Source organism: Arcticibacter eurypsychrophilus (assembly GCF_001730525.1).
GTDB lineage: Bacteria > Bacteroidota > Bacteroidia > Sphingobacteriales > Sphingobacteriaceae > Arcticibacter > Arcticibacter eurypsychrophilus.
This window is the reverse complement of sequence record NZ_MDFN01000002.1, coordinates 148,675-168,004: the sequence shown is the minus strand read 5'-3', so window position 1 is coordinate 168,004 and position 19,330 is coordinate 148,675. Positions and strand designations below refer to the sequence as shown.

Below are 19,330 nucleotides of genomic sequence, written 5' to 3'. Positions count from 1 at the left end.
GTCTAATAATGACCCTGTTATGTTTTAAACGAGCAAGTTTCTCCAGCTCACACGTTTACTAATAATTTGTTCTAAATCAGCAATAGCAACCCGTTCCTGCTCCATGGAATCACGGTGACGGATCGTAACGGTATTGTCCTCTAAACTCTGATGATCTACCGTTAGACAAAAAGGAGTACCAATAGCATCCTGACGGCGGTAACGTTTTCCTATAGCATCCTTTTCTTCATAGATACAATTAAAGTCGATCTTTAAACTATTCATGATTTCACGTGCTTTCTCAGGCAACCCATCTTTTTTAGTTAATGGAAATATCGCTACTTTAATAGGAGCAAGGCAGGGATGCAGACGAAGAAGCGTACGGCTATCTTTCTTTTCTGCTGTACTTAAATCTTGCTCTTCAAAAGCATTGATCATCGTTAACAGAAACATACGGTCTAAACCAATAGAAGTTTCAATCACATAAGGCACATAATTGCCATAAGGCTTACCTTCCTCATTCAGATCATTGTCAAAATATTGCAGTTTCTTACCCGAAAACTCTTGATGTTGCGTTAAGTCAAAGTCTGTACGGCTATGAATACCCTCCACTTCTTTAAATCCAAAAGGGAAATCAAATTCAATATCAGTAGCCGCATTGGCATAATGAGCCAACTTAACGTGGTCATGAAACCTGTATTTCTCAGGAGAAGTACCTAAAGCCGTATGCCATTTTAAGCGGGCAATCTTCCAGTAATCAAACCACTTCTTATCTTCACCTGGACGCACAAAAAATTGCATTTCCATTTGTTCAAACTCACGCATCCGCATGATAAACTGACGTGCAATCACTTCATTTCTAAATGCTTTACCGATCTGTGCAATACCGAAAGGTATTTTCATCCTGCCCGATTTTTGCACATTCAGAAAGTTTACGAAGATTCCCTGTGCCGTTTCAGGACGTAAATAAACTTCTTCACTGCCTTCAGCCATTGCGCCAAACTGTGTGCTGAACATCAGATTAAACTGACGGACATCTGTCCAGTTACGCGTACCCGAAACCGGACAAGCTATTTCATGCTCCACAATCAAGTCACGCAAAGCGGTCATATCCTCAGCTTTCAGCGCAGTATCCATTGCTTCTTGAAGCTGATTCGCTTTATCTGTTTTACCGTCCTTTTCGTAACGGGTAATTTTATCTTCTAAGAGCTGATCGGCTCTATAGCGTTTTTTTGAGTCTTTATTATCGATCATGGGATCATTAAAACCATCCACGTGACCACTTGCCTTCCATACCTTGGGATGCATAAATATTGCAGAATCAATGCCTACAATGTTTTCATGCATTTGTACCATTGATTTCCACCAATAAGCTTTGATGTTGTTTTTTAATTCAGCACCCAACTGTCCATAATCGTAAACAGCGCTCAATCCGTCATATATTTCGCTGGATTGGAATACAAAGCCATATTCTTTGGCATGTGAGATCACATTTTTGAAGATCTCGTCATTGTTTTTACTCATGATGGTGCAAACTTAAATAATTTAACAAAATATATCACTGTGATATATTCAGTAGTTTTGCTAAACATGAGTATAGTAGTCACAAACCTGACAAAAGTTTACAATCATCAGAAAGCAATAGATAACATCTCCTTTACAGCCCATCAGGGCGAGATTCTTGGCTTTCTAGGACCTAACGGTGCCGGTAAGTCTACTACCATGAAAATTCTTTCCTGTTTCATTCCTCAAACATCCGGAACAGCGGAGGTGGCAGGCTTTGATGTGATCAAAAACCCTATGGAAGTCCGCCGTCAGCTTGGTTACCTCCCTGAGCATAATCCCCTCTACCTGGAAATGTATGTAAAGGAGTCGCTTGGTTTTATTGCCGATCTGCATCAGCTCCAAAATAAAAAGGCACGAATAGAAGAAATTATAGCCCTTACAGGTCTCGAACAGGAACAACATAAAAAATTAAATGCGCTTTCCAAAGGATTCAGACAACGGGTTGGCATTGCTCAATCCCTGATCCATGACCCTCAGGTATTGATCCTTGATGAACCTACATCCGGATTAGATCCTGCTCAGTTAGTTGGTATCCGGGCATTAATTCGGGAACTTGGAAAAACCAAAACAATTATCTTTTCAACCCATATAATGCAGGAGGCTGAACAGCTATGTGATCGGGCAATCATTATCAATCAAGGGCATCTCGTATGCGACGAAACTCTTCCTGATTTAATGAAAAAGTATCCTCAGTATACATTAGAAGAGATTTTCTTGAATCTAGTCCAGCCAGTTCAAAAATAAATCGTCAGCAAAATTTAGGAAATAGTGTTAAAACCTGAAAAATATTTTAACATCTAAATTTATTTTTATGAAACATTTATTTTTATCCCTTGCATTATTCTTGTCTATATATTTCGCTTAAGCCCAGATATGTCTGGATTAGGATTAACCCTTGGTTTTAATATCTACCTACCTGGACAACTAAACAGGTATTACTATTTTCCTTCCATGATAGATCTATTAATACTTTTTAGACAATTCGACCACCTGAAGCAAGATTTCAAAATGAACTCAGTCCTGAAACACAACAATTAAAACTTTTAATTATTCAACCCGATTACCATTCCTTGTAATAAAAATAAAATAAACAAATCTCCTATTCGTACTATTAGCAATTAAGAATAAGATTGACTTTCTTTGTACTATAATAATATGAAAAGATTAATCGCAGTTTTGCTGTTCGGATTTTTAGTTTCCCAGGCTCAGGCCCAGGATATACATAAAACCCCTTTTCCTGTACGACCAAGAGTAAATGTAGATCTGGAGATTTCATTACCGGGAGGAGATTATGGAGACTTATTTGGCGTTGGCTTTGGAGGTTCAGGAGGATTGGATATCCCAATTACACGGGCGTTATATGCTACCGGATCAGCAGGGGTAATGTCTTTTTATAGAAAAAACTCCAGTACACGTACCTATATTCCGATGAAAGCGGGTGCCAAGTACTACCTCTCCCGAATGCTTTATGCCCAAACTGAAATAGGTACCAGTGTTGGAATTCAACAAGGTGCCGGTGTAACGTTCATTTTTGCTCCCGGTGTGGGGATCTCTTACCCAATAACGAAACGAAGTTCGATCAACGGAGGTCTGCGTTTTGAATCATGGTCACGCGAAGGTGGCAACATCAACCAGTTGGGCATTAAAGTAGGTTATCAATTCTAAAAAACCTCATGTCCGCTATTTTTATTAAAGAATTATCCGGCTTTTTTAGCTCCCTTGTAGCTTATATAGCCATCGGTTTGTTTTTATTGATGACAGGATTATTCCTCTGGGTGTTTCCTGATTCCAGTATTCTAGAAAATGGATATGCCAGTCTGGATTCCCTGTTTGCCATTGTTCCTTATTTATTTATGTTCCTAATCCCGGCAATAACCATGCGATCCTTCGCCGAAGAACGTAAGGACGGTACTTTCGAACTTCTGGTTACTCGTCCTGTAAGCGACGGACAGATTATTGCAGGTAAGTTTTTTGCCTGTTTCGCATTAGTCCTGTTCTCCCTATTTCTTACGCTCATCTACTATTTCACCACCTCAGAACTAAGTATTCCTTCCGGAAATATTGATTCCGGTGCTATTACCGGGTCTTATATCGGTTTACTTTTATTGGGGGGCTCATTTGTCGCAATCGGAATTTTTGCCTCTTCGTTAAGTAATAATCAGATCATCTCCTTTGCCATTTCCGTTTTCTTGTGTTTTTTCGCTTTTAGCGGATTCGATTCCCTGAGTCAGCTGATATCCCTTCAATTTGTTGATACCTTAGTAAGTGCCATAGGGATCAATGATCATTATCAGTCCATAGGCAGAGGGGTGCTAGATTCACGCGATTTATTTTATTTCCTTTCCTTTACCTCTTTATTTCTCATGCTGACTAAAACTGTACTTGGTGCAAGAAAATGGTAAATAGAAAAAAAACCGATCTTCAAACACTCCTGATCTTTCTGCTGATTATTATCGGTATCAGTTTAGTATCCTCGATCTACTTTACCCGAATAGACTTTACTGCCGATAAACGGTTTACCTTATCCGACATTACCCGTTCAGAAATGAAAGGTCTGGATGACGAAATGCAAGTCACCGTTTACCTTGATGGCGATTTTCCTGCCGGATTCAAACGCCTTCAAAATGCTGTAAGTGACCTTTTATCTGATTATAAAGCCTATTCAGGAAGCAAACTCAATTATAAATTCATCAATCCATCCGAAGGCGGGGAAGAACAGGCTACAACCTTTTATCAGCAACTGAGCGAAAAAGGTCTGTTGGCTACCAACCTGAGTGTGAAAACCGAAGAGGGAATAACGCAGAAAATTATTTTCCCTTCAGCTCTTATATCCTATAAGGGTAAAGAAATTGCAGTCAATTTCTTGCAGTCCCGCATGGGCGCATCCCCCGAAGAGGTATTAAATAATTCGGTTCAAAACTTAGAATATGCCTTTACTACCGCCATCAGGAAGTTGAAAAGAGGCGGGAAGCCGAAAATTGGTTTTACTGAAGGTCATGATGAACTGACGGACCCGCAGCTGGCAGATGCCATGGGCTCTCTGCAAAGTGCCTTTGAACCGGGACGCGTTAATCTGCAAACTATTTCCTTAGAAGGCATCTCCAAACTGAACTTACTCGTTATTCCTAAACCCCAAAAGTCATTTACAGAATTGGAGAAATACAAAATCGACTATTTTATTGCTCATGGTGGAAGTGTGCTCTGGGCAATAGACCAGGTAAATGCCGAGCTCGACAGTCTGCGCGGTGCAGGAACACAACTTGCCTTTGTTAAATCGCTAAACCTGGATGATATGTTATTCCGCTATGGGGTAAAGTTGAACTACAATTTGATTGCTGATTTGAATTGTGCAAAAATTCCTTTAAAGGTTGGAGGCGCAGCCGGACAGGCACAAATGCAAATGGTGCCCTGGATATATTACCCTCTATTTGTTTCAATAAGCAACCATCCGGTAGTTAAAAATATAGATGCAGTACGATCTGAGTTTTCGGGGTCAATCGACACCCTAGCTGTTGCCGGGATCAGGAAAGATGTATTGTTGAGCTCCTCGCCCTACAGCAAACTATTGACTGTTCCGGCACTAATTTCTTTGCAACAAGTGGAACAGGCACCCAACCCGGCTGAGTTTAAAGGACAGCCACAAATAACTGCTGTCGCCATAGAGGGAGTCTTCCCCCAGGTATTTAAAAACAGACCAGTTCCCGAAGGGATTCTGGATCCAATGACGACTGTAGGAGTGTCCAAACCTGCTAAGATGATTGTCCTTTCCGATGGAGATATGCTGAAAAACCAGGTCAGTACTCAGGATGGCTCGCCTTTTCCACTCGGTTATGACCGCTATACCCAGCAGCAGTTTGGTAATAAAACATTCTTTCTCAATGCAGTGGATTATCTGACTGACGATCCTGCTATTATTATGCTTCGAAGTAAGGAGGTAAAAATGCATTTGCTTGACCGCGCAAGGATTAAGGAAGATCACACTTTTTGGCAGCTTATCAATATAGGCTTACCGCTGGTGTTGTTAGTCATTACCGGAGTCTCACTTTACTTCTACAGAAAGAGAAAGTATTCCTGATTTAATCCCGATCATTCCTTCTGATTTTACAAGAATAAATGATTCCTTTCAACTATTTATTCCTTTAATTGATGGATCAGTCTTTGTATTTTTCAAGATAATTACTGTACAATAGATTAATTCAATGGTTACCTTTATTATAATGATGCTAATATGATAGCAATAAGAATCCGGTATTAGTCCGAGTGTAGGGTCTTTAAGTCGGACTTTTACTGGATTCTTACCCGTATAATTTTGCTATAAATAACAATCAGATTAAAGGAAGAACAGTATCCTACTGCTTTTTTTAATTGAATTATTTTGAGTTCGCCCAAGTTCAATGTAAAACACTTTTATGTAAAGAAAATACAAGAGGGTAATAGAATTTATTTCTACTTTTGATAAATACGGGAAACTGAATAATCCTGTAGCTTTTAACCTGAAAATACAAAAGATTTACACACGATATATGAGATTTATAGTTTCGACTTCAACCTTATTAAAGCAATTGCAGGCCGTAAACGGAGCATCAAGCAGTAGTACTGTTCTCCCGATATTGGAAAATTTTCTTTTTGAGATAAAAGACGGCATCTTAACGATCTCTGCTACCGATCTACAAACCAGTATGACTACTACGCTTGCAGTAGAATCAAAAGAAGACGGCAAGATTGCTATACCCTCCAGGATTTTACTGGAAACATTGAAGACTCTTCCCGATCAGCCGATTACATTCAATGTGGATGATACTACATTTGCCATTGAAATTAACGCAGGTGATGGGAAATATAAGTTGAGTGGTGAAAATGGAGATGATTTTCCAAAGATTCCGAGTGTGGAAAACGCTTCGGCGGTTAGTCTTCCAGCAAGTGTATTGGCAGAGGCGATCAATAAAACAATCTTTGCGGTAAGTAACGATGAACTTCGTCCGGCAATGACAGGTGTTTATTGTCAGCTGAACTCCTCAAACTTTACTTTTGTATCTACTGATGCGCATAAATTAGTCCGTTACCGTCGTAACGATGCAAAAGCGGAACAGTCAGCTTCTTTCATATTGCCGAAAAAAGCACTTACTTTACTTAAATCATCTCTGCCTACAGATGACGTATCGGTAGCTATCGAGTACAATAATACCAGTGCGTTTTTCCGGTTTGGAAATATCAATCTGATCTGCCGGTTAATTGATGAGCGTTATCCGGATTATGAGGCGGTCATTCCTCAAAATAATACAAACAGGATGACGATTGACAGGAGCTTGTTCTTAAGCTCACTTCGTCGGGTGGTTATTTTTGCAAACAAGACTACACATCAGGTTCGCCTAAAGATTGCAGGAAGTGAGTTAAATATATCCTCCGAAGATATTGACTTCTCTAACGAAGCGCATGAGCGTCTGAGTTGTCAGTATGAAGGTGATGATATGGAGATTGGCTTCAATGCTCGTTTTCTGATTGAGATGCTGAATAATTTAGGCGGCGAAGAGGTAACTCTTGAAATGAGTACACCGAATCGTGCAGGTTTATTGGTACCGCAAACTAACGACGAAAATGAAGATGTGTTAATGTTGGTTATGCCTGTTATGCTAAACACTTATGCCTGATTTTCTATACATAAATGGATTTTTAAAGTATTAGGAGATGCGGATACTAAGATATTAGCTAGGTTTGTTTTATAATAGCTTGAATTTTAGATTGATAAATATAAAAAAAGAGGAAACATGATTTGTTTCCTCTTTTTTTATGGGGTTGAAAATCAGGCTAAACCAGATTAATGAGAACGGAAATTTAATGGCATGGAGCGATAATTGATCGATATAATCATCAATTAAATCATTGTAATGAACTTCTTATAGGAGTAATCATTCCATTTAAACACACATTAAGTATGAAAAATTCAAACAATTCTTTAGGTAAACTATTCTTATTCGCTGCTGCTGGTCTCACCTTGTCCTTTAGTTCATGTAGTAAAGATGACGGTTTCGAAGCAGGTGGATCTGTTAATATTAAGGTAGTAAATGCCGCAGAAGCATCTCCAGCTCAGGATGTGTTTATTAATGATACGAAACTTAATAGTTCGGCAGTAGCGTATTCTCAATCCACAGGATATATCACTACGCCGAATTCGGGTAACGACAGACGAATTGAATTTCGTACCGCAGGAACGGCTAATGTGTATGAATCAGAAGACACAGATTTAAGGCAAAATAGAAATTACACGGTTTTTTTAACAGGAACAGGTTCTTCAGCAGACATTCAGGTAGCCGAAGATGACCTAAGCGCACCATCATCCGGTAAAGCTAAAGTTCGGTTCATTCATGTAAGTGGTGCCGTTGCAGAAGATATTGATATTTATAATGGAACTGTGAAAATTGCTGGTGATCTGGAAAGAGGGGATGAGATAACAGCCTTTCAGGACGTTAACGCAGGTGTTACAGGATTTGGTATACTTCCCTTCGGCAACATCAATATCACTGCTGTTACCAACATCACGTTTGGTGCTTTAGAGGCGGGTAAAATTTATACTATAGTGATTTATGGCAGTACAACTGCAAGTGCCAATGTAATTGCGCATAACTAAGTGTGAAATTTTAAATTTTTGTAAAAAAAAGTCCGGTCAATTTTTTGACCGGACTTTTGATTTTTTAAAGCATTGTATCGTTTAACCAAATTTATCCGTATGGGTTAAAAGAATAGATTATCTGGCATAAAATTAAACACTATGAAACTCAATTATTTTCTCCCTTTTAAAAATCGTTTTCTTACAGCAGGTTTGATTTTACTTGCGGCTTCCACATTGCTTACATCTTGTTTAAAAGATAATTCTGACGACTATGTTCAGCGGCCTCAAGCACTTATAAGTTTTACTCATGCAGGAGCATCACAGCCATCAGTCAATATATTTGTAGATGGAAAATCTCCATTCAATGCGTTGTTATATTCGCAATTTACACGGTATTATAGTGCCGATGTAGGTAGCAGATTAATTACTACAACGGTTGGCGGGACAACCTCTTCTACTTTAGCGAGCAAAACTATCACGTTAGAAGAGAATCAAATCTATTCTGTTTTTGTAGCAAATATGTTGACTACAAAAGACAGTGTTGCGAATATTTTAGTCAAGGATACTTTGACTGCACCTACTACTGGAAAAGCTAAAGTTCGTTTTGCGCAGTTAAGTCCGGGTATAGGCTCATATGACGTATATAAGCCAGGCATAACAGCGCCGCTATTTACTAACAAAAAGTTCTCATCTGTATCTAGTTATATCGAGGTAGACCCGGGTACCGTAAAATTTTCGGTTAGAGATGCAGGTTCACCAACTGATGTCGCTGTTACAGGGGATGTACCTGTCACAGCAGGCGGTTTCTATACCATTATTTTGAGCGGTCAAAAGAATGCAGCAGGAGACAGGGCTCTAAAGGTATTTGCTACGGTAGCTCAATAGAGACGTTAATAAATATAAAAGAAGGGGCGAAAGCCCTTTTTTTATGAGATAATTTTGCATAATATACCCCTATCATTACCTTTATGCAGAACATACAAATTATATGAAATCGAAAAGGTCATTCCTATATTTCTTTATTTCAGGACTGCTTTTGTTGGGGATATTTTCTTTAACATCATGCCTGGAAGGTGATGATGATTCCTTCAGGACTACATCCTCTGTCTTATTTGTAAATGTATATAATGATGCTGCGCAGGGCGTGAATATTAATGTCGATGACCGGAAATGGACCTATGGATATAGGTTATACGATTCCATCAACACCTACAATGCCTTTTATTCCGGGACGCATTCTTTTTCAGCAATTCCTGAAGGGTTAACATCGGCAGTAGTCAGTGTGAGTCAGGATTTAAAATCAGATACTTTATATACCTGTTTCGTGACAGGGAAGACGGGAGAAGGAAAAATGGCCTTTTTTGTGGATACGATGGCATCGGCAAGGTCAGGCAAGGTAAAGATCCGGTTTGTTAATCTGAGTCCGGATATGGCAAAAATAGATTTTGGTATTGCTGATAGTACGCGGAAGTTTATCAATCTTGAGTATTTAAGTGCTGCCTATTTTACGATAGACACAGGCATGCGCAAGTACAATGTATATAGCGCAAGTTTAAAAACACCATTGAAATCGTTAAATTTTAGGCCATCACCAGGTGTCACTTACACAATGTATACGAAGGGTTTAATTGCGCGCAAAGGCGTTGATTCGGTAGCGATCAGCTATTTTGTACAACCAGTCAAATAAAATAATATCATTCAATATTACTTTTGCTCTATATTTATATTTTTGCTAAAACCCCTTAATGCTTTGGAATTTATTCAAACAATGATTGATTTTGTTCTCCACATTGATAAACATCTTGTCGAGATCGTTAGTGAGTATAGTACCTGGACCTACCTGATCCTGTTTATAATCATATTTGCAGAAACCGGATTTGTGGTGACTCCCTTTTTACCAGGAGATTCTTTATTGTTTGCTGCCGGTGCTATTATAGCCCGTCCTGAGAGTGGCTTAAATATTTTTTTCATGGGTCTTTTGCTGATTGCTGCCGCTGTACTGGGTGACATGGCCAATTATCATATTGGTGATTATATTGGTCCGAAAGCCTTTAGTGGAAAATATAAGTTACTTAAGAAAGAGTACCTGGAAAAGACGCAGCACTTTTATGACAAACATGGGGGAAAGACGATTATTTATGCCCGTTTCGTTCCTATCGTACGCACATTCGCACCATTTATCGCCGGCATCGGCACGATGAGTTATGCGCGATTTGCTTCCTATAATGTAGTAGGCGGTGTTGCCTGGGTAAGTAGCTTTTTGTTTTTAGGCTATTTCTTTGGGGGACTTCCTCTAATCAAGGATAATTTCACTTATGTCATTTTTGCCATTATATTGATTTCTCTTATTCCACCTTTATTTGAGGTGTTGAGGAAAAAGAAATAGGTCTGGTTGTCCGGCATCTACCCATGCGGAAAACCAGAAGCAACCAGTCTTGAAGATGGCTGCCCTCATTTGTCGTTCTACCATGCCATTTAAGGCTTTGTGAAAGGCGTAAGCGTATCCTTCGGAGTATTGCTTCAATACAATTCCTTTGCGCTCTGAATAGCTGTATTTTTTGTCAGAAGGAAAGGTAGCGCTTAGTTGTGCCTCAATAATAAATAGGCTGTCTTTAAAGCTGTGGGAGTTTTTTGCAATTGCCCATGCTTCTTTTAGGGCGTTAGGGATGTACTTTGCCTTGCCTACAAAGAAGTTGTAGTGATCGCAATACAATTCGGGAATCCTGCTTTCCCAAAATCCATGAATGCCGGTTTGTTTGGTAAACTGCCCGTTATAATTTAAGGACATGTGCAGTGGTACAGATGCATCGCTTACATAATGTCCCAGATTTGCCGATAGACGCAGGATAGCTAAGGAGTCTCTTTGTTGAAAAGCTTTAACCAGCGCATAATAGGTCCTTTCGATTTTCCAAGGCACAGTGCCATACTTAATAAGGGTGTCAGCGCTATATTTAAGTACTGCATCAGTCCACTTTTCGGGGATACTATCAAAAGGACTGAGGCCGTAATGTTCGGTATCGAGGAAATGGGTGGGACCTTCCTTTGGATCAGTATAGCGCCGTTTATCAGGGTCAACGGCATGTTCGGAAAGATACTCCACATTGCTTTTATAGAAGCGGATCATGCCTTTAGGGAGGGTGAAAACGGCCATACGATTAATGCGCTGATGGGCGTAAAATCCCCAGGAAGAACAAGTGAGTACAATCAGAATTAATAAGCAGGTTTTCAGGTTCTTATATAGCATTTCATGGGGCTTGATTTGCAGCTTTAGGGTATGCAATAGTACTGATATCCGGAGGGTATAAAAAATTAATAATGATAATAATTGCTCGATCTGTTGGAATATTGAAAATATCGGATTATATTTGCAATCCCAAAAACAGGAACGGAAATAAGCATTACAAATGGCAAATCATAAATCATCGATCAAGAGAATTAGATCAAATTCAGCAAAACGCTTACGTAACCGCTACCAGGCAAAGACTACGCGTACAGCTATTAAAACTTTACGTGGTACAACTTTAAAAGAAGAAGCAACACCTCTTTTGACTAAGGTTATTTCAATGCTTGATCGTCTTGCGAAAAAGAACGTTATTCATAAAAATAAAGCAGCAAACAATAAGTCTAAACTTACAAAATTCGTTAACGGATTAAACTAAGTTTGAACGTATAGTTTACTCTTCTTAAAATATAAGATTGAAATACAAAAGCCTGCAATTTATTTTGCAGGCTTTTGGTGTTTAAATACGATGACATAAATTTTTAAGAAGATCTTTTATTTTATGGGGTGATTATAAAGGTCTTATTCTTGTGTTTGCTTTCAACAGTATAGACGAAGCTGTCGGCCTTATAATAACCTAAATTATATTCAATGGGCCTTTCTTCTATATCATAAACAAATCTTTTCCGAAATAATACAGGGCTCCCTATTTCTGATTCCAGTTTATCGGCTATAAATTTATCCGCTAAACGGGCACTGATCTCTTCCTTTGAAATGTAAGCTATAACTCCATGCTCTTTTTCCAGCATCTCATACAATGGGAGTTTAAAATCTTCATCACCAGTAAGCGCTACCCGCGGGTGAAAATAAGACTCAAAGTAAACAAAAGGGCCATCTACGCGACCTCTTAGACGAACCAGTTTTAGTACCTTAGTATCTGTTTTGATTTCAAAGAAATTAGCAATCCTTTCCTCGGGAAACACCCATTTAACATGAAGTTCAAAGTTTTTGATTGGGATTCCACGGGCTGCCATCTCCTGGGAGAAGCTGAGCCAGTTTTTAGATTTTGAACTGATTGTTTTTGTTTCGGATACTTTGGTGCCTATTCCCTTCTTTCTTACTAATAATCCTTCGTAGACTAATTTATTAAGCGCCTGTCTTAAGGTTGATCTGGCAATGCCAAGTTGTTTTGATAGTTCAACTTCTTTCGGAAAAAGTTTTCCGTCCCGGTACTGAGGAGCTTCAATAAGTTGCCTTAATAGTTCTTCTGCTTGGATATGTAGTGGAACCGGACTTTTATGATCAATTGAAAGCTTCATAGTATTGTTTGATGTACAATTATAATAAAAGATAATAATATAAATCTTTATGTATGTACATTCAAATTATGTATAAAATATAATCAATTGAAAATTAGTAAGTTGATAATATTTAAATTAATTTGGTATTGTTATAAAAAATACTATGTTTGTACATACTAACTTATGTTTCTTTTATTAGCCTTAATTATGGAAAAAGAGCATTTACTATCATCTTCGATACATTTACTTATTCTGCTTTCATCACTGTCTCTTTCAGGATAAAAGTATTTCCTCACCAATGTGTGTAAGAATGGGTGCAAAATAATTAGCACATCATGATATATTTTTAAATAGACTTAAATGCTGACCAGAAAAACAAATATGGCTTTAATGCCTGAACATATTGATGTAGCACATGTGGCGTCTGGGTATACTATTTACCCGTTTCATTCTCTTGGAGAAGGGAAAGTTCTCAGTGGATATGAATCTCTTGCAAATTGGATAATTGAACAAAAAACAGTAGTAATTGATGGATATGGGGGAGTTTTTTGGAATAATATTAAAGCCGGTCTAGCTAATGAATTTGAGAAGAAACAGGTACTGGTACGGTGGTATGAATCAGCGGAGTATTTGAAAGATGAGAGTGAAATAGAGGTATTAACAAACTCTTTTTTAGGTGATCAGCATAGCGTATGGGGAACCAAAACAACGTTGGAACTCCATGATTTCTTTCGGCTTAACGAACTGGAAAAGATAAATCCAGACAATTCGTGTGATATAAATATTGTTATAGGAGTTGGGGCCTATCTTGTAAATTGGGATTTCCCTCTTATTTATATTGATCTCGCGAAGAATGAACTACAATATAGAATGCGTGCCGGGTCTATCACTAATCTGGGAAAAGCCATCGCTGAAAATCCAGTAATCATGTACAAGCGATTCTATTTTATTGATTGGGTTGTCTTAAATAAGCATAAAGAAAGTCTTTTAAGGAAGATGAGCGTAATTGCTGATGCGCAATGGGTAAATTCAATCAATTGGGCCATATCAGCAAATGTGTTTTCCGGACTTCAAAAACTTTCAAAATCAGTATTCAGAGTACGTCCATGGTTTGATGCAGGAGCTTGGGGCGGACAATGGATAAAAAAGCATGTCCAACAATTAAATCAAGATGAAATTAATTATGCCTGGTCTTTTGAATTTATTGTTCCAGAAAATGGTTTAGTTTTTGAAAGTGATGGCAATCTGTTGGAAATTTCTTTTGATTTTTTAATGTTTAGTGCCTATCAGTCAGTACTAGGGCAACACGCAGAGCAATTTAAAACCGAATTTCCGATAAGATTTGACTTTTTGGATACTTTCGATGGGGGCAATCTTTCCATTCAATGTCATCCATCTTTGAAATATATCCAGGAGACTTTCGGAGAAACGATAACTCAGGATGAGACCTATTATATACTGGATTGCAAGGAGGATGCTGTAGTTTATCTAGGTTTTCAGGAGCGTATTGAACCAGATAAATTCAGACAAGTATTGGAGGAAAGTGTTGCCGATGGTAAAGAAGTTGATATTGAGCAATATGTGCAGATTCATCCGGCAAAACGGCATGACCTGTTCTTAATACCTAACGGAACGATTCATAGTGCAGGTACAAACAATCTGGTTCTGGAAATTAGTGCTACCCCCTATATTTTTACTTTTAAAATTTACGATTGGCTTCGTATGGGTCTAGATGGCGAACCCCGGCCTATAAATATTGAACATGCCTTTAAAAACTTGAACTTCGACAGAAAAGGAGCAAAGGTAGTTGAAGAACTGATTTCGAAGCCAGTGATAGTGGAAGAGGGGATAGACTGGAAGTTGATTCATCTCCCTACACATGCTGAACATTTTTATGATATACACCGAATAGAATTTACATCAGAATTTATAGTCGTCAATGAAAATATTTGCCATGTGCTGATGCTGGTTGAAGGATCAAGCATTGCCATAGAAACGGCGGATGGAACCAAAGCTGTGTTCAACTTTGCAGAAACTTTTGTAGTACCTGCAGCAGCAAAGGGTTATAAGTTAATTAATAAAGGAGAAGGAATAGCTAAGGTAGTTAAGGCATTTTTAAAAACTGCAGGATGATAGAGAAAAAAAGGTACATGCTATTCCTGGTATGTTGTATATCAGCACTAGGAGGATTACTTTTTGGTTTCGATATGGCAGTTATTTCTGGCATATTACCCTTCGTTCAAAAACAATTTAACCTTACTGCGGTACAGGAGGGCTGGTTTGTGTCATCCGCCTTGGTAGGTTGCATTGCAGGTGTTGCCATGTCAGGTGAACTAGGTGATCGTCTGGGGCGTAAAAAAATGTTGGTTCTTTCTGCCATCCTTTTCTTATTTGCGGCAATAGGTTGTACGCTGTTTGCTACTTTTTTCTGGATTATAGTTGCCCGGATTTTAGCTGGAATTGGTGTAGGTATTGCTTCTAATATTGTACCCCTGTATATATCTGAAATAGCGCCTTCAAAAATACGCGGACGCTTAGTTACTTATTATCAACTGGCTGTTACCTTCGGAATTCTACTAGCATATTTAAGTAATGCGGCGGTGTTGAAATTTTCGCTGCTTGCTCCAATTGAATCCAGTAACCAACTGCTTCATTTTCTCTTTGTAGAACAGATCTGGAGAGGAATGTTCAGTATTGGTACTGTTCCGGCTTTGTTATTCATTGTAGGCTTAATATTTATTCCTGAAAGCCCAAGGTGGTTAATCCAAAAAAGGCGTCAGGCTGAAGGTGTTAAACTATTAACGGAACTGATAGGTAGAGAAGAGGCGGAAAAAGATGCTGCCAATATAAAAAGCAACCAGGATGAAGGAGAAGGGTCATATAAAGATTTACTTTCTCCCCGCATGAGGCGAGCCTTGCTTTTGGGCTTACTCCTACCTTTGTTTTCTCAATTTAGTGGAATTAATGCCATCATATATTACGGTCCCAGTATTTTGAACAGTGCCGGAATTAGTTTAAGTAATTCTTTTCAAAGCCAGGTGATCTTTGGCTTGGCGAACATGTTGTTTACCTTTATTGCAGTATGGAAGGTTGATGCATTAGGCCGCAGACCACTTTACCTGATTGGAACTGCGGGAGCATCCTTTAGTTTATTTATTACTGGCCTGTTTTTTTATACAGGTGCGACCAATAGTATGTTTTTGCTGGTCGCTGTGCTGGCTTTTCTTGCCTGTTTTGCTTTTTCCATTGGTCCTTTAAAGTTTGTAGTAGCTTCGGAAATATTTCCTGCTAAGATACGGGGTCGTGCCATGGCTTTAAGCATTATGGTGATGTGGATCGCGGATACAATTGTAGGGCAATTAACACCCATTTTCCTACAAGAGCTGGGTGTAGCAAGTACATTCTGGATTTTTGCGATTTTTTGTTGCGTTGCCTTTATTACTGTCTATCTCTTGCTTCCTGAAACAAAAGGGAAATCATTGGAGGACATTGAACATAGCTGGATGAATAAATAACCATTGTTTCTAAATACCAATTATAAATCCGTTAACTAAATCCGTATGAAATGAAAAAAACGTGTTGTACTAATCAAAAGAAAATGCGAGTATGCATTTTTCTCATGTCATTCATGATAATTTCAGGAAGCAGCCTATCAGGCTATACGCAAACACAGTCGGGCATACCAATAAAGGGCGTTGTTTATGATGCGGCCAACCGGTTGGTTAGCTTGCCAGGTGTAGGTATAGCACTTAAAGGTAGCGATAAGCGAACAGTTACTGACGTCGATGGAGCTTTTCAGATCGAGATTACATCTGCTCAATCCGTCCTGATATTTAGTTATATCGGTATGAAGAATCAGGAAGTTACTGTTGGTGAAAGGCGTGAACTGAATGTGTATCTAACTTCTGACAGCAAAGCTTTGGAGGAAGTGGTTGTAACAGGTTATGGAACACAGAAGAAATCTGATGTGACGGGATCTGTTGGAGTGGTTTCTGCAAAAGATTTGCTTAATGCCCCGGTTAATAATCCATTGCAGGGACTTAAGGGTAAAGTTTCAGGAGTAAATGTGTTTTTAAATTCAGGATCGCCAACAGGTAGCCCGAAAGTGCTGATCCGCGGATTAGGTACAATAAATTCATCTTCTAGTCCATTATACGTGATAGATGGGGTGGTGATGGAGGATATACAGTTTCTGAATCCGAATGATATTGAACGAATGGAAGTGTTAAAAGATGCTTCCTCTACCGCAATATATGGTGCCCGTGGAGCAAATGGTGTTGTTCTGGTAACTACTAAAAGAGGTGCAACTCTTGAAGGAGTAACTGTAGGATATGATGGTTACGTAAGTGCGGGTGTTTTACCCAAAAAACTCGATGTCCTTAATTCTAGCGAGTTTTTGGAGGTTATACAAAGAGGTTTTGAGAACTACAGCAAATACAATCCAACAGGGACTCCGCCTATATTTAGTAAAACAGATCCTCGGATATTTGATGCAAGTGGTAATCCGCTTTACGATACCGACTGGCAGGAGGAATCAACGCGTACGGCTATCTCGCACAATCACCAGTTATCTATTTTAGGAAAATCTGAGAAATCGTCATTTGGCGCCTTTATGAATTATGCCAAAACGGAAGGGATCATGCTTAATAGTTGGTTGGATCGGATTAATGGTAAAGTAGCCTATGATGCCAATCCTAAAAAGTGGCTTTCTGTAGGTTTAAATGTTTTGGTTAATAATAATAAAGGGAATGAGGTTCAGGAAGATGGAGGAAACCAGGCACCCAGGAGATCAATGCTAGAAATGCCACCTATATTTCCGGTGAAATTTCCTGATGGTTCATGGGCAAATAGTAGTATGATTACGGATCCATATTCACTGGAGTCTATTGCAAATCCAGTGCATGTGCTTAATACTCAGGATAGGCTTAGGAATAGGAATCAGATTTTTGGTAATACTTATCTTACGTTCCATTTGTTGCCTGGAATGGATTTACGTACTCAATTCGGATTTGATAAGCGTGATAACCTGATACAAAATTACGATCCTACCGATCTGATCAATATATCAGCACCATTAGGTTATGCTTATATTGAAAATCAGCACTCCTTTTATTGGCAGGAAGAGACTTATTTGAATTATAACAAACAACTGGGGGATCATCGTATAAATGCAGTATTAGGATTAAGCTGGCAAGAAAGAACAGCAGAAAATGGCTGGACATCAGCTCAGGGGTTTTCTGATAATTTTTTCAGGTTCAACAGTATCCAGTCAGCTAGTCAGCCCGGAGCTCCAGGTTCTTCTTACGACCGTTGGGCTATGAATTCCTATTTCTTAAGAGGCAGCTATAGTTATAAAAACAAATACCTGGTGACGTTCACTGGTCGGGCAGACGGATCATCACGTTTTGGAGAAAACAATAAATATGGAATTTTTCCATCTTTGGGATTAGGTTGGGTAGTTTCTCAGGAATCCTTCCTGAAAGATGTAACCGCTATTAATGAGTTGAAGTTACGTGCAAGTTATGGTATAACCGGTAACACAGAAATACCTACTTATCAGTCCCTTGGTACTATTTCTTCAGAAACTACATTACTTAACGGGACAAGAGTATCTCAGAGCTTTGTGAACAGGTTGCCCAATCCAAATTTAGAATGGGAAAAATCAAAGCAATTTGATATAGGATTTGATCTTGCCCTCTTTCAAAGAAGATTTACGCTAGGTATAGATTATTATCATAAGCTGACTACTGATCTGTTGTTGGACAAACCAGTTCCGACATCAACCGGGTTTGCATCAGTAAGAGATAATATTGGGTCTGTGTTAAACGAAGGAGTAGAAGTTTTATTTGGAGGGAGCCCTTTTGCCGGCAGGGATTTTAAATGGGAATCAACTTTAAATTTCAGCTACAACAAAAATCGGATAAAATCTTTAGGTGCAAATGGTGAAGATATCTTTCCTGGTCCGAATTTCGTGTCAGGCAGTCAGACCATTTTACGTGTAGGAGAGAGTTTAAGTTCGTTCTATGGATATAAAAGGCTAGGTATTTGGGGTGTAGATGAGGCCGCAGAAGCTGCTTTAGTAGGTGCTGTGCCAGGGACAGCCAAGCGAAGTACTGAACGGAGTGTTATAGGAAAGGGTTTGCCAGATTGGAGCGGAAGTTTTATTAATAATTTTCGATATAAGAACCTTGATCTGAATGTAGATATGCAATTCGTATATAAAGTAGATGTCTTGCAGCAATTTCTTCATTCTACAGAGGACAGGACAGGTTATTCAAATGGATTTGCTTCTACCCTTTATGAAAGCTGGACCGAACAAAATACAAATACGATGATTCAGCAGATTCGTAATGGTCCTTATTCAGGTCAGAGCTCAGAAATTGATGATCATTGGGTGGCTAATGGTTCGTACCTCCGCGGAAGCGCAATTACATTGGGTTACAACCTGGGAGAAAAAGCGATAAACAAGTATAACATAAAAAATATGCGCGTTTATTTTAGCGTTCAGAATGCCTTTTTAATTAGTTCCAAAGAGTTTAAAGGATATGATCCGGAAGCTACTTCATATGGCGATAATCAGTGGGGACAAAATATTTACTTCCATCAATATCCAAAACCACGAACTTTTACATTTGGCACTACTCTTCAATTTTAAGT

16 protein-coding genes are annotated in these 19,330 nt (G+C 38.8%); 13 read left to right on the top strand and 3 right to left on the bottom strand.

Annotated features, from left to right (window positions below):
* Nucleotides 1-24: 24 nt before the first annotated feature.
* Complete coding sequence (locus BFL47_RS02320; RefSeq protein ID WP_069658179.1) at nt 25-1,503, bottom strand: glycine--tRNA ligase; 1,479 nt, start codon at nt 1,501-1,503, stop codon at nt 25-27.
* Between the two features lie 66 nt (nt 1,504-1,569).
* Between BFL47_RS02320 and BFL47_RS02315 the strand changes: the two genes are divergently transcribed.
* The 9 genes from BFL47_RS02315 (at nt 1,570) to BFL47_RS02275 (ending at nt 10,538) form a co-directional block, all read left to right on the top strand.
* Nucleotides 1,570-2,289, top strand: coding sequence for an ATP-binding cassette domain-containing protein (locus tag BFL47_RS02315; RefSeq protein WP_069658178.1), 720 nt, complete (start codon nt 1,570-1,572; stop codon nt 2,287-2,289).
* 411 nt (nt 2,290-2,700) lie between these two features.
* Nucleotides 2,701-3,210 (top strand): outer membrane beta-barrel protein, encoded by a 510-nt coding sequence (locus BFL47_RS02310; RefSeq protein ID WP_069658177.1) that lies wholly within the window; start codon nt 2,701-2,703, stop codon nt 3,208-3,210.
* Nucleotides 3,211-3,218: 8 nt separating this feature from the next.
* Complete coding sequence (gene gldF / locus BFL47_RS02305; protein ID WP_069658176.1) at nt 3,219-3,947, top strand: gliding motility-associated ABC transporter permease subunit GldF; 729 nt, start codon at nt 3,219-3,221, stop codon at nt 3,945-3,947.
* Complete coding sequence (gene gldG / locus BFL47_RS02300) at nt 3,941-5,620, top strand: gliding motility-associated ABC transporter substrate-binding protein GldG (protein WP_069658175.1); 1,680 nt, start codon at nt 3,941-3,943, stop codon at nt 5,618-5,620. The genes gldF and gldG overlap by 7 nt, the downstream gene beginning before the upstream one ends.
* 448 nt (nt 5,621-6,068) lie before the next feature.
* Nucleotides 6,069-7,193, top strand: a complete 1,125-nt coding sequence (gene dnaN, locus BFL47_RS02295; protein WP_069658174.1) for a DNA polymerase III subunit beta — start codon at nt 6,069-6,071, stop codon at nt 7,191-7,193.
* A gap of 284 nt (nt 7,194-7,477) precedes the next feature.
* Nucleotides 7,478-8,170, top strand: coding sequence for a DUF4397 domain-containing protein (locus BFL47_RS02290; protein WP_069658173.1), 693 nt, complete (start codon nt 7,478-7,480; stop codon nt 8,168-8,170).
* 141 nt (nt 8,171-8,311) lie between these two features.
* Complete coding sequence (locus BFL47_RS02285; RefSeq protein ID WP_069658172.1) at nt 8,312-9,037, top strand: DUF4397 domain-containing protein; 726 nt, start codon at nt 8,312-8,314, stop codon at nt 9,035-9,037.
* A gap of 103 nt (nt 9,038-9,140) precedes the next feature.
* Nucleotides 9,141-9,839, top strand: coding sequence for a DUF4397 domain-containing protein (locus tag BFL47_RS02280; protein ID WP_069658171.1), 699 nt, complete (start codon nt 9,141-9,143; stop codon nt 9,837-9,839).
* A gap of 81 nt (nt 9,840-9,920) precedes the next feature.
* Nucleotides 9,921-10,538 (top strand): DedA family protein, encoded by a 618-nt coding sequence (locus BFL47_RS02275; RefSeq protein ID WP_394332400.1) that lies wholly within the window; start codon nt 9,921-9,923, stop codon nt 10,536-10,538.
* Here the strand turns inward: BFL47_RS02275 and BFL47_RS02270 are convergent.
* The gene (locus tag BFL47_RS02270) at nt 10,509-11,396 is read right to left on the bottom strand and encodes a zinc dependent phospholipase C family protein (RefSeq protein WP_245681277.1); all 888 of its coding nucleotides are present in this window, start codon (nt 11,394-11,396) and stop codon (nt 10,509-10,511) included. The two genes, BFL47_RS02275 and BFL47_RS02270, sit on opposite strands and share 30 nt — an antisense overlap.
* Before the next feature lie 160 nt (nt 11,397-11,556).
* Between BFL47_RS02270 and rpsT the strand changes: the two genes are divergently transcribed.
* The gene (rpsT, locus tag BFL47_RS02265; protein ID WP_016197073.1) at nt 11,557-11,811 is read left to right on the top strand and encodes a 30S ribosomal protein S20; all 255 of its coding nucleotides are present in this window, start codon (nt 11,557-11,559) and stop codon (nt 11,809-11,811) included.
* A gap of 121 nt (nt 11,812-11,932) precedes the next feature.
* Here the strand turns inward: rpsT and BFL47_RS02260 are convergent, their stop codons facing one another.
* Complete coding sequence (locus tag BFL47_RS02260; protein WP_069658170.1) at nt 11,933-12,691, bottom strand: GntR family transcriptional regulator; 759 nt, start codon at nt 12,689-12,691, stop codon at nt 11,933-11,935.
* 342 nt (nt 12,692-13,033) lie between these two features.
* On the opposite strand from BFL47_RS02260, the gene BFL47_RS02255 reads away from it, so the two are divergent.
* The 3 genes from BFL47_RS02255 to BFL47_RS02245 all read left to right on the top strand — a co-directional run bounded on the left by BFL47_RS02255 (nt 13,034) and on the right by BFL47_RS02245 (nt 19,328).
* Nucleotides 13,034-14,806 carry a class I mannose-6-phosphate isomerase gene (locus BFL47_RS02255; protein ID WP_069658169.1) on the top strand — a complete coding sequence of 591 codons (1,773 nt, stop codon included), beginning with the start codon at nt 13,034-13,036 and terminating at the stop codon, nt 14,804-14,806.
* A complete protein-coding gene (locus tag BFL47_RS02250) occupies nt 14,803-16,188 on the top strand; it encodes a sugar porter family MFS transporter (RefSeq protein ID WP_170827249.1) in 1,386 nt (461 codons plus the stop codon). The genes BFL47_RS02255 and BFL47_RS02250 overlap by 4 nt, the downstream gene beginning before the upstream one ends.
* A 113-nt stretch (nt 16,189-16,301) precedes the next feature.
* Nucleotides 16,302-19,328, top strand: a complete 3,027-nt coding sequence (locus BFL47_RS02245) for a SusC/RagA family TonB-linked outer membrane protein (RefSeq protein WP_245681276.1) — start codon at nt 16,302-16,304, stop codon at nt 19,326-19,328.
* The last annotated feature ends 2 nt before the right edge of the window (nt 19,329-19,330 follow it).

Bases quoted from the DNA above. Each gene is read 5' to 3' on its own strand.
- BFL47_RS02320 (WP_069658179.1), bottom strand. From the start codon at position 1,503: ATGAGTAAAAACAATGACGAGATCTTCAAAAATGTGATCTCACATGCC.
- BFL47_RS02315 (WP_069658178.1), top strand. From the start codon at position 1,570: ATGAGTATAGTAGTCACAAACCTGACAAAAGTTTACAATCATCAGAAA.
- BFL47_RS02310 (WP_069658177.1), top strand. From the start codon at position 2,701: ATGAAAAGATTAATCGCAGTTTTGCTGTTCGGATTTTTAGTTTCCCAG.
- gldF (WP_069658176.1), top strand. From the start codon at position 3,219: ATGTCCGCTATTTTTATTAAAGAATTATCCGGCTTTTTTAGCTCCCTT.
- gldG (WP_069658175.1), top strand. From the start codon at position 3,941: ATGGTAAATAGAAAAAAAACCGATCTTCAAACACTCCTGATCTTTCTG.
- dnaN (WP_069658174.1), top strand. From the start codon at position 6,069: ATGAGATTTATAGTTTCGACTTCAACCTTATTAAAGCAATTGCAGGCC.
- BFL47_RS02290 (WP_069658173.1), top strand. From the start codon at position 7,478: ATGAAAAATTCAAACAATTCTTTAGGTAAACTATTCTTATTCGCTGCT.
- BFL47_RS02285 (WP_069658172.1), top strand. From the start codon at position 8,312: ATGAAACTCAATTATTTTCTCCCTTTTAAAAATCGTTTTCTTACAGCA.
- BFL47_RS02280 (WP_069658171.1), top strand. From the start codon at position 9,141: ATGAAATCGAAAAGGTCATTCCTATATTTCTTTATTTCAGGACTGCTT.
- BFL47_RS02275 (WP_394332400.1), top strand. From the start codon at position 9,921: ATGATTGATTTTGTTCTCCACATTGATAAACATCTTGTCGAGATCGTT.
- BFL47_RS02270 (WP_245681277.1), bottom strand. From the start codon at position 11,396: ATGCTATATAAGAACCTGAAAACCTGCTTATTAATTCTGATTGTACTC.
- rpsT (WP_016197073.1), top strand. From the start codon at position 11,557: ATGGCAAATCATAAATCATCGATCAAGAGAATTAGATCAAATTCAGCA.
- BFL47_RS02260 (WP_069658170.1), bottom strand. From the start codon at position 12,691: ATGAAGCTTTCAATTGATCATAAAAGTCCGGTTCCACTACATATCCAA.
- BFL47_RS02255 (WP_069658169.1), top strand. From the start codon at position 13,034: ATGCTGACCAGAAAAACAAATATGGCTTTAATGCCTGAACATATTGAT.
- BFL47_RS02250 (WP_170827249.1), top strand. From the start codon at position 14,803: ATGATAGAGAAAAAAAGGTACATGCTATTCCTGGTATGTTGTATATCA.
- BFL47_RS02245 (WP_245681276.1), top strand. From the start codon at position 16,302: ATGATAATTTCAGGAAGCAGCCTATCAGGCTATACGCAAACACAGTCG.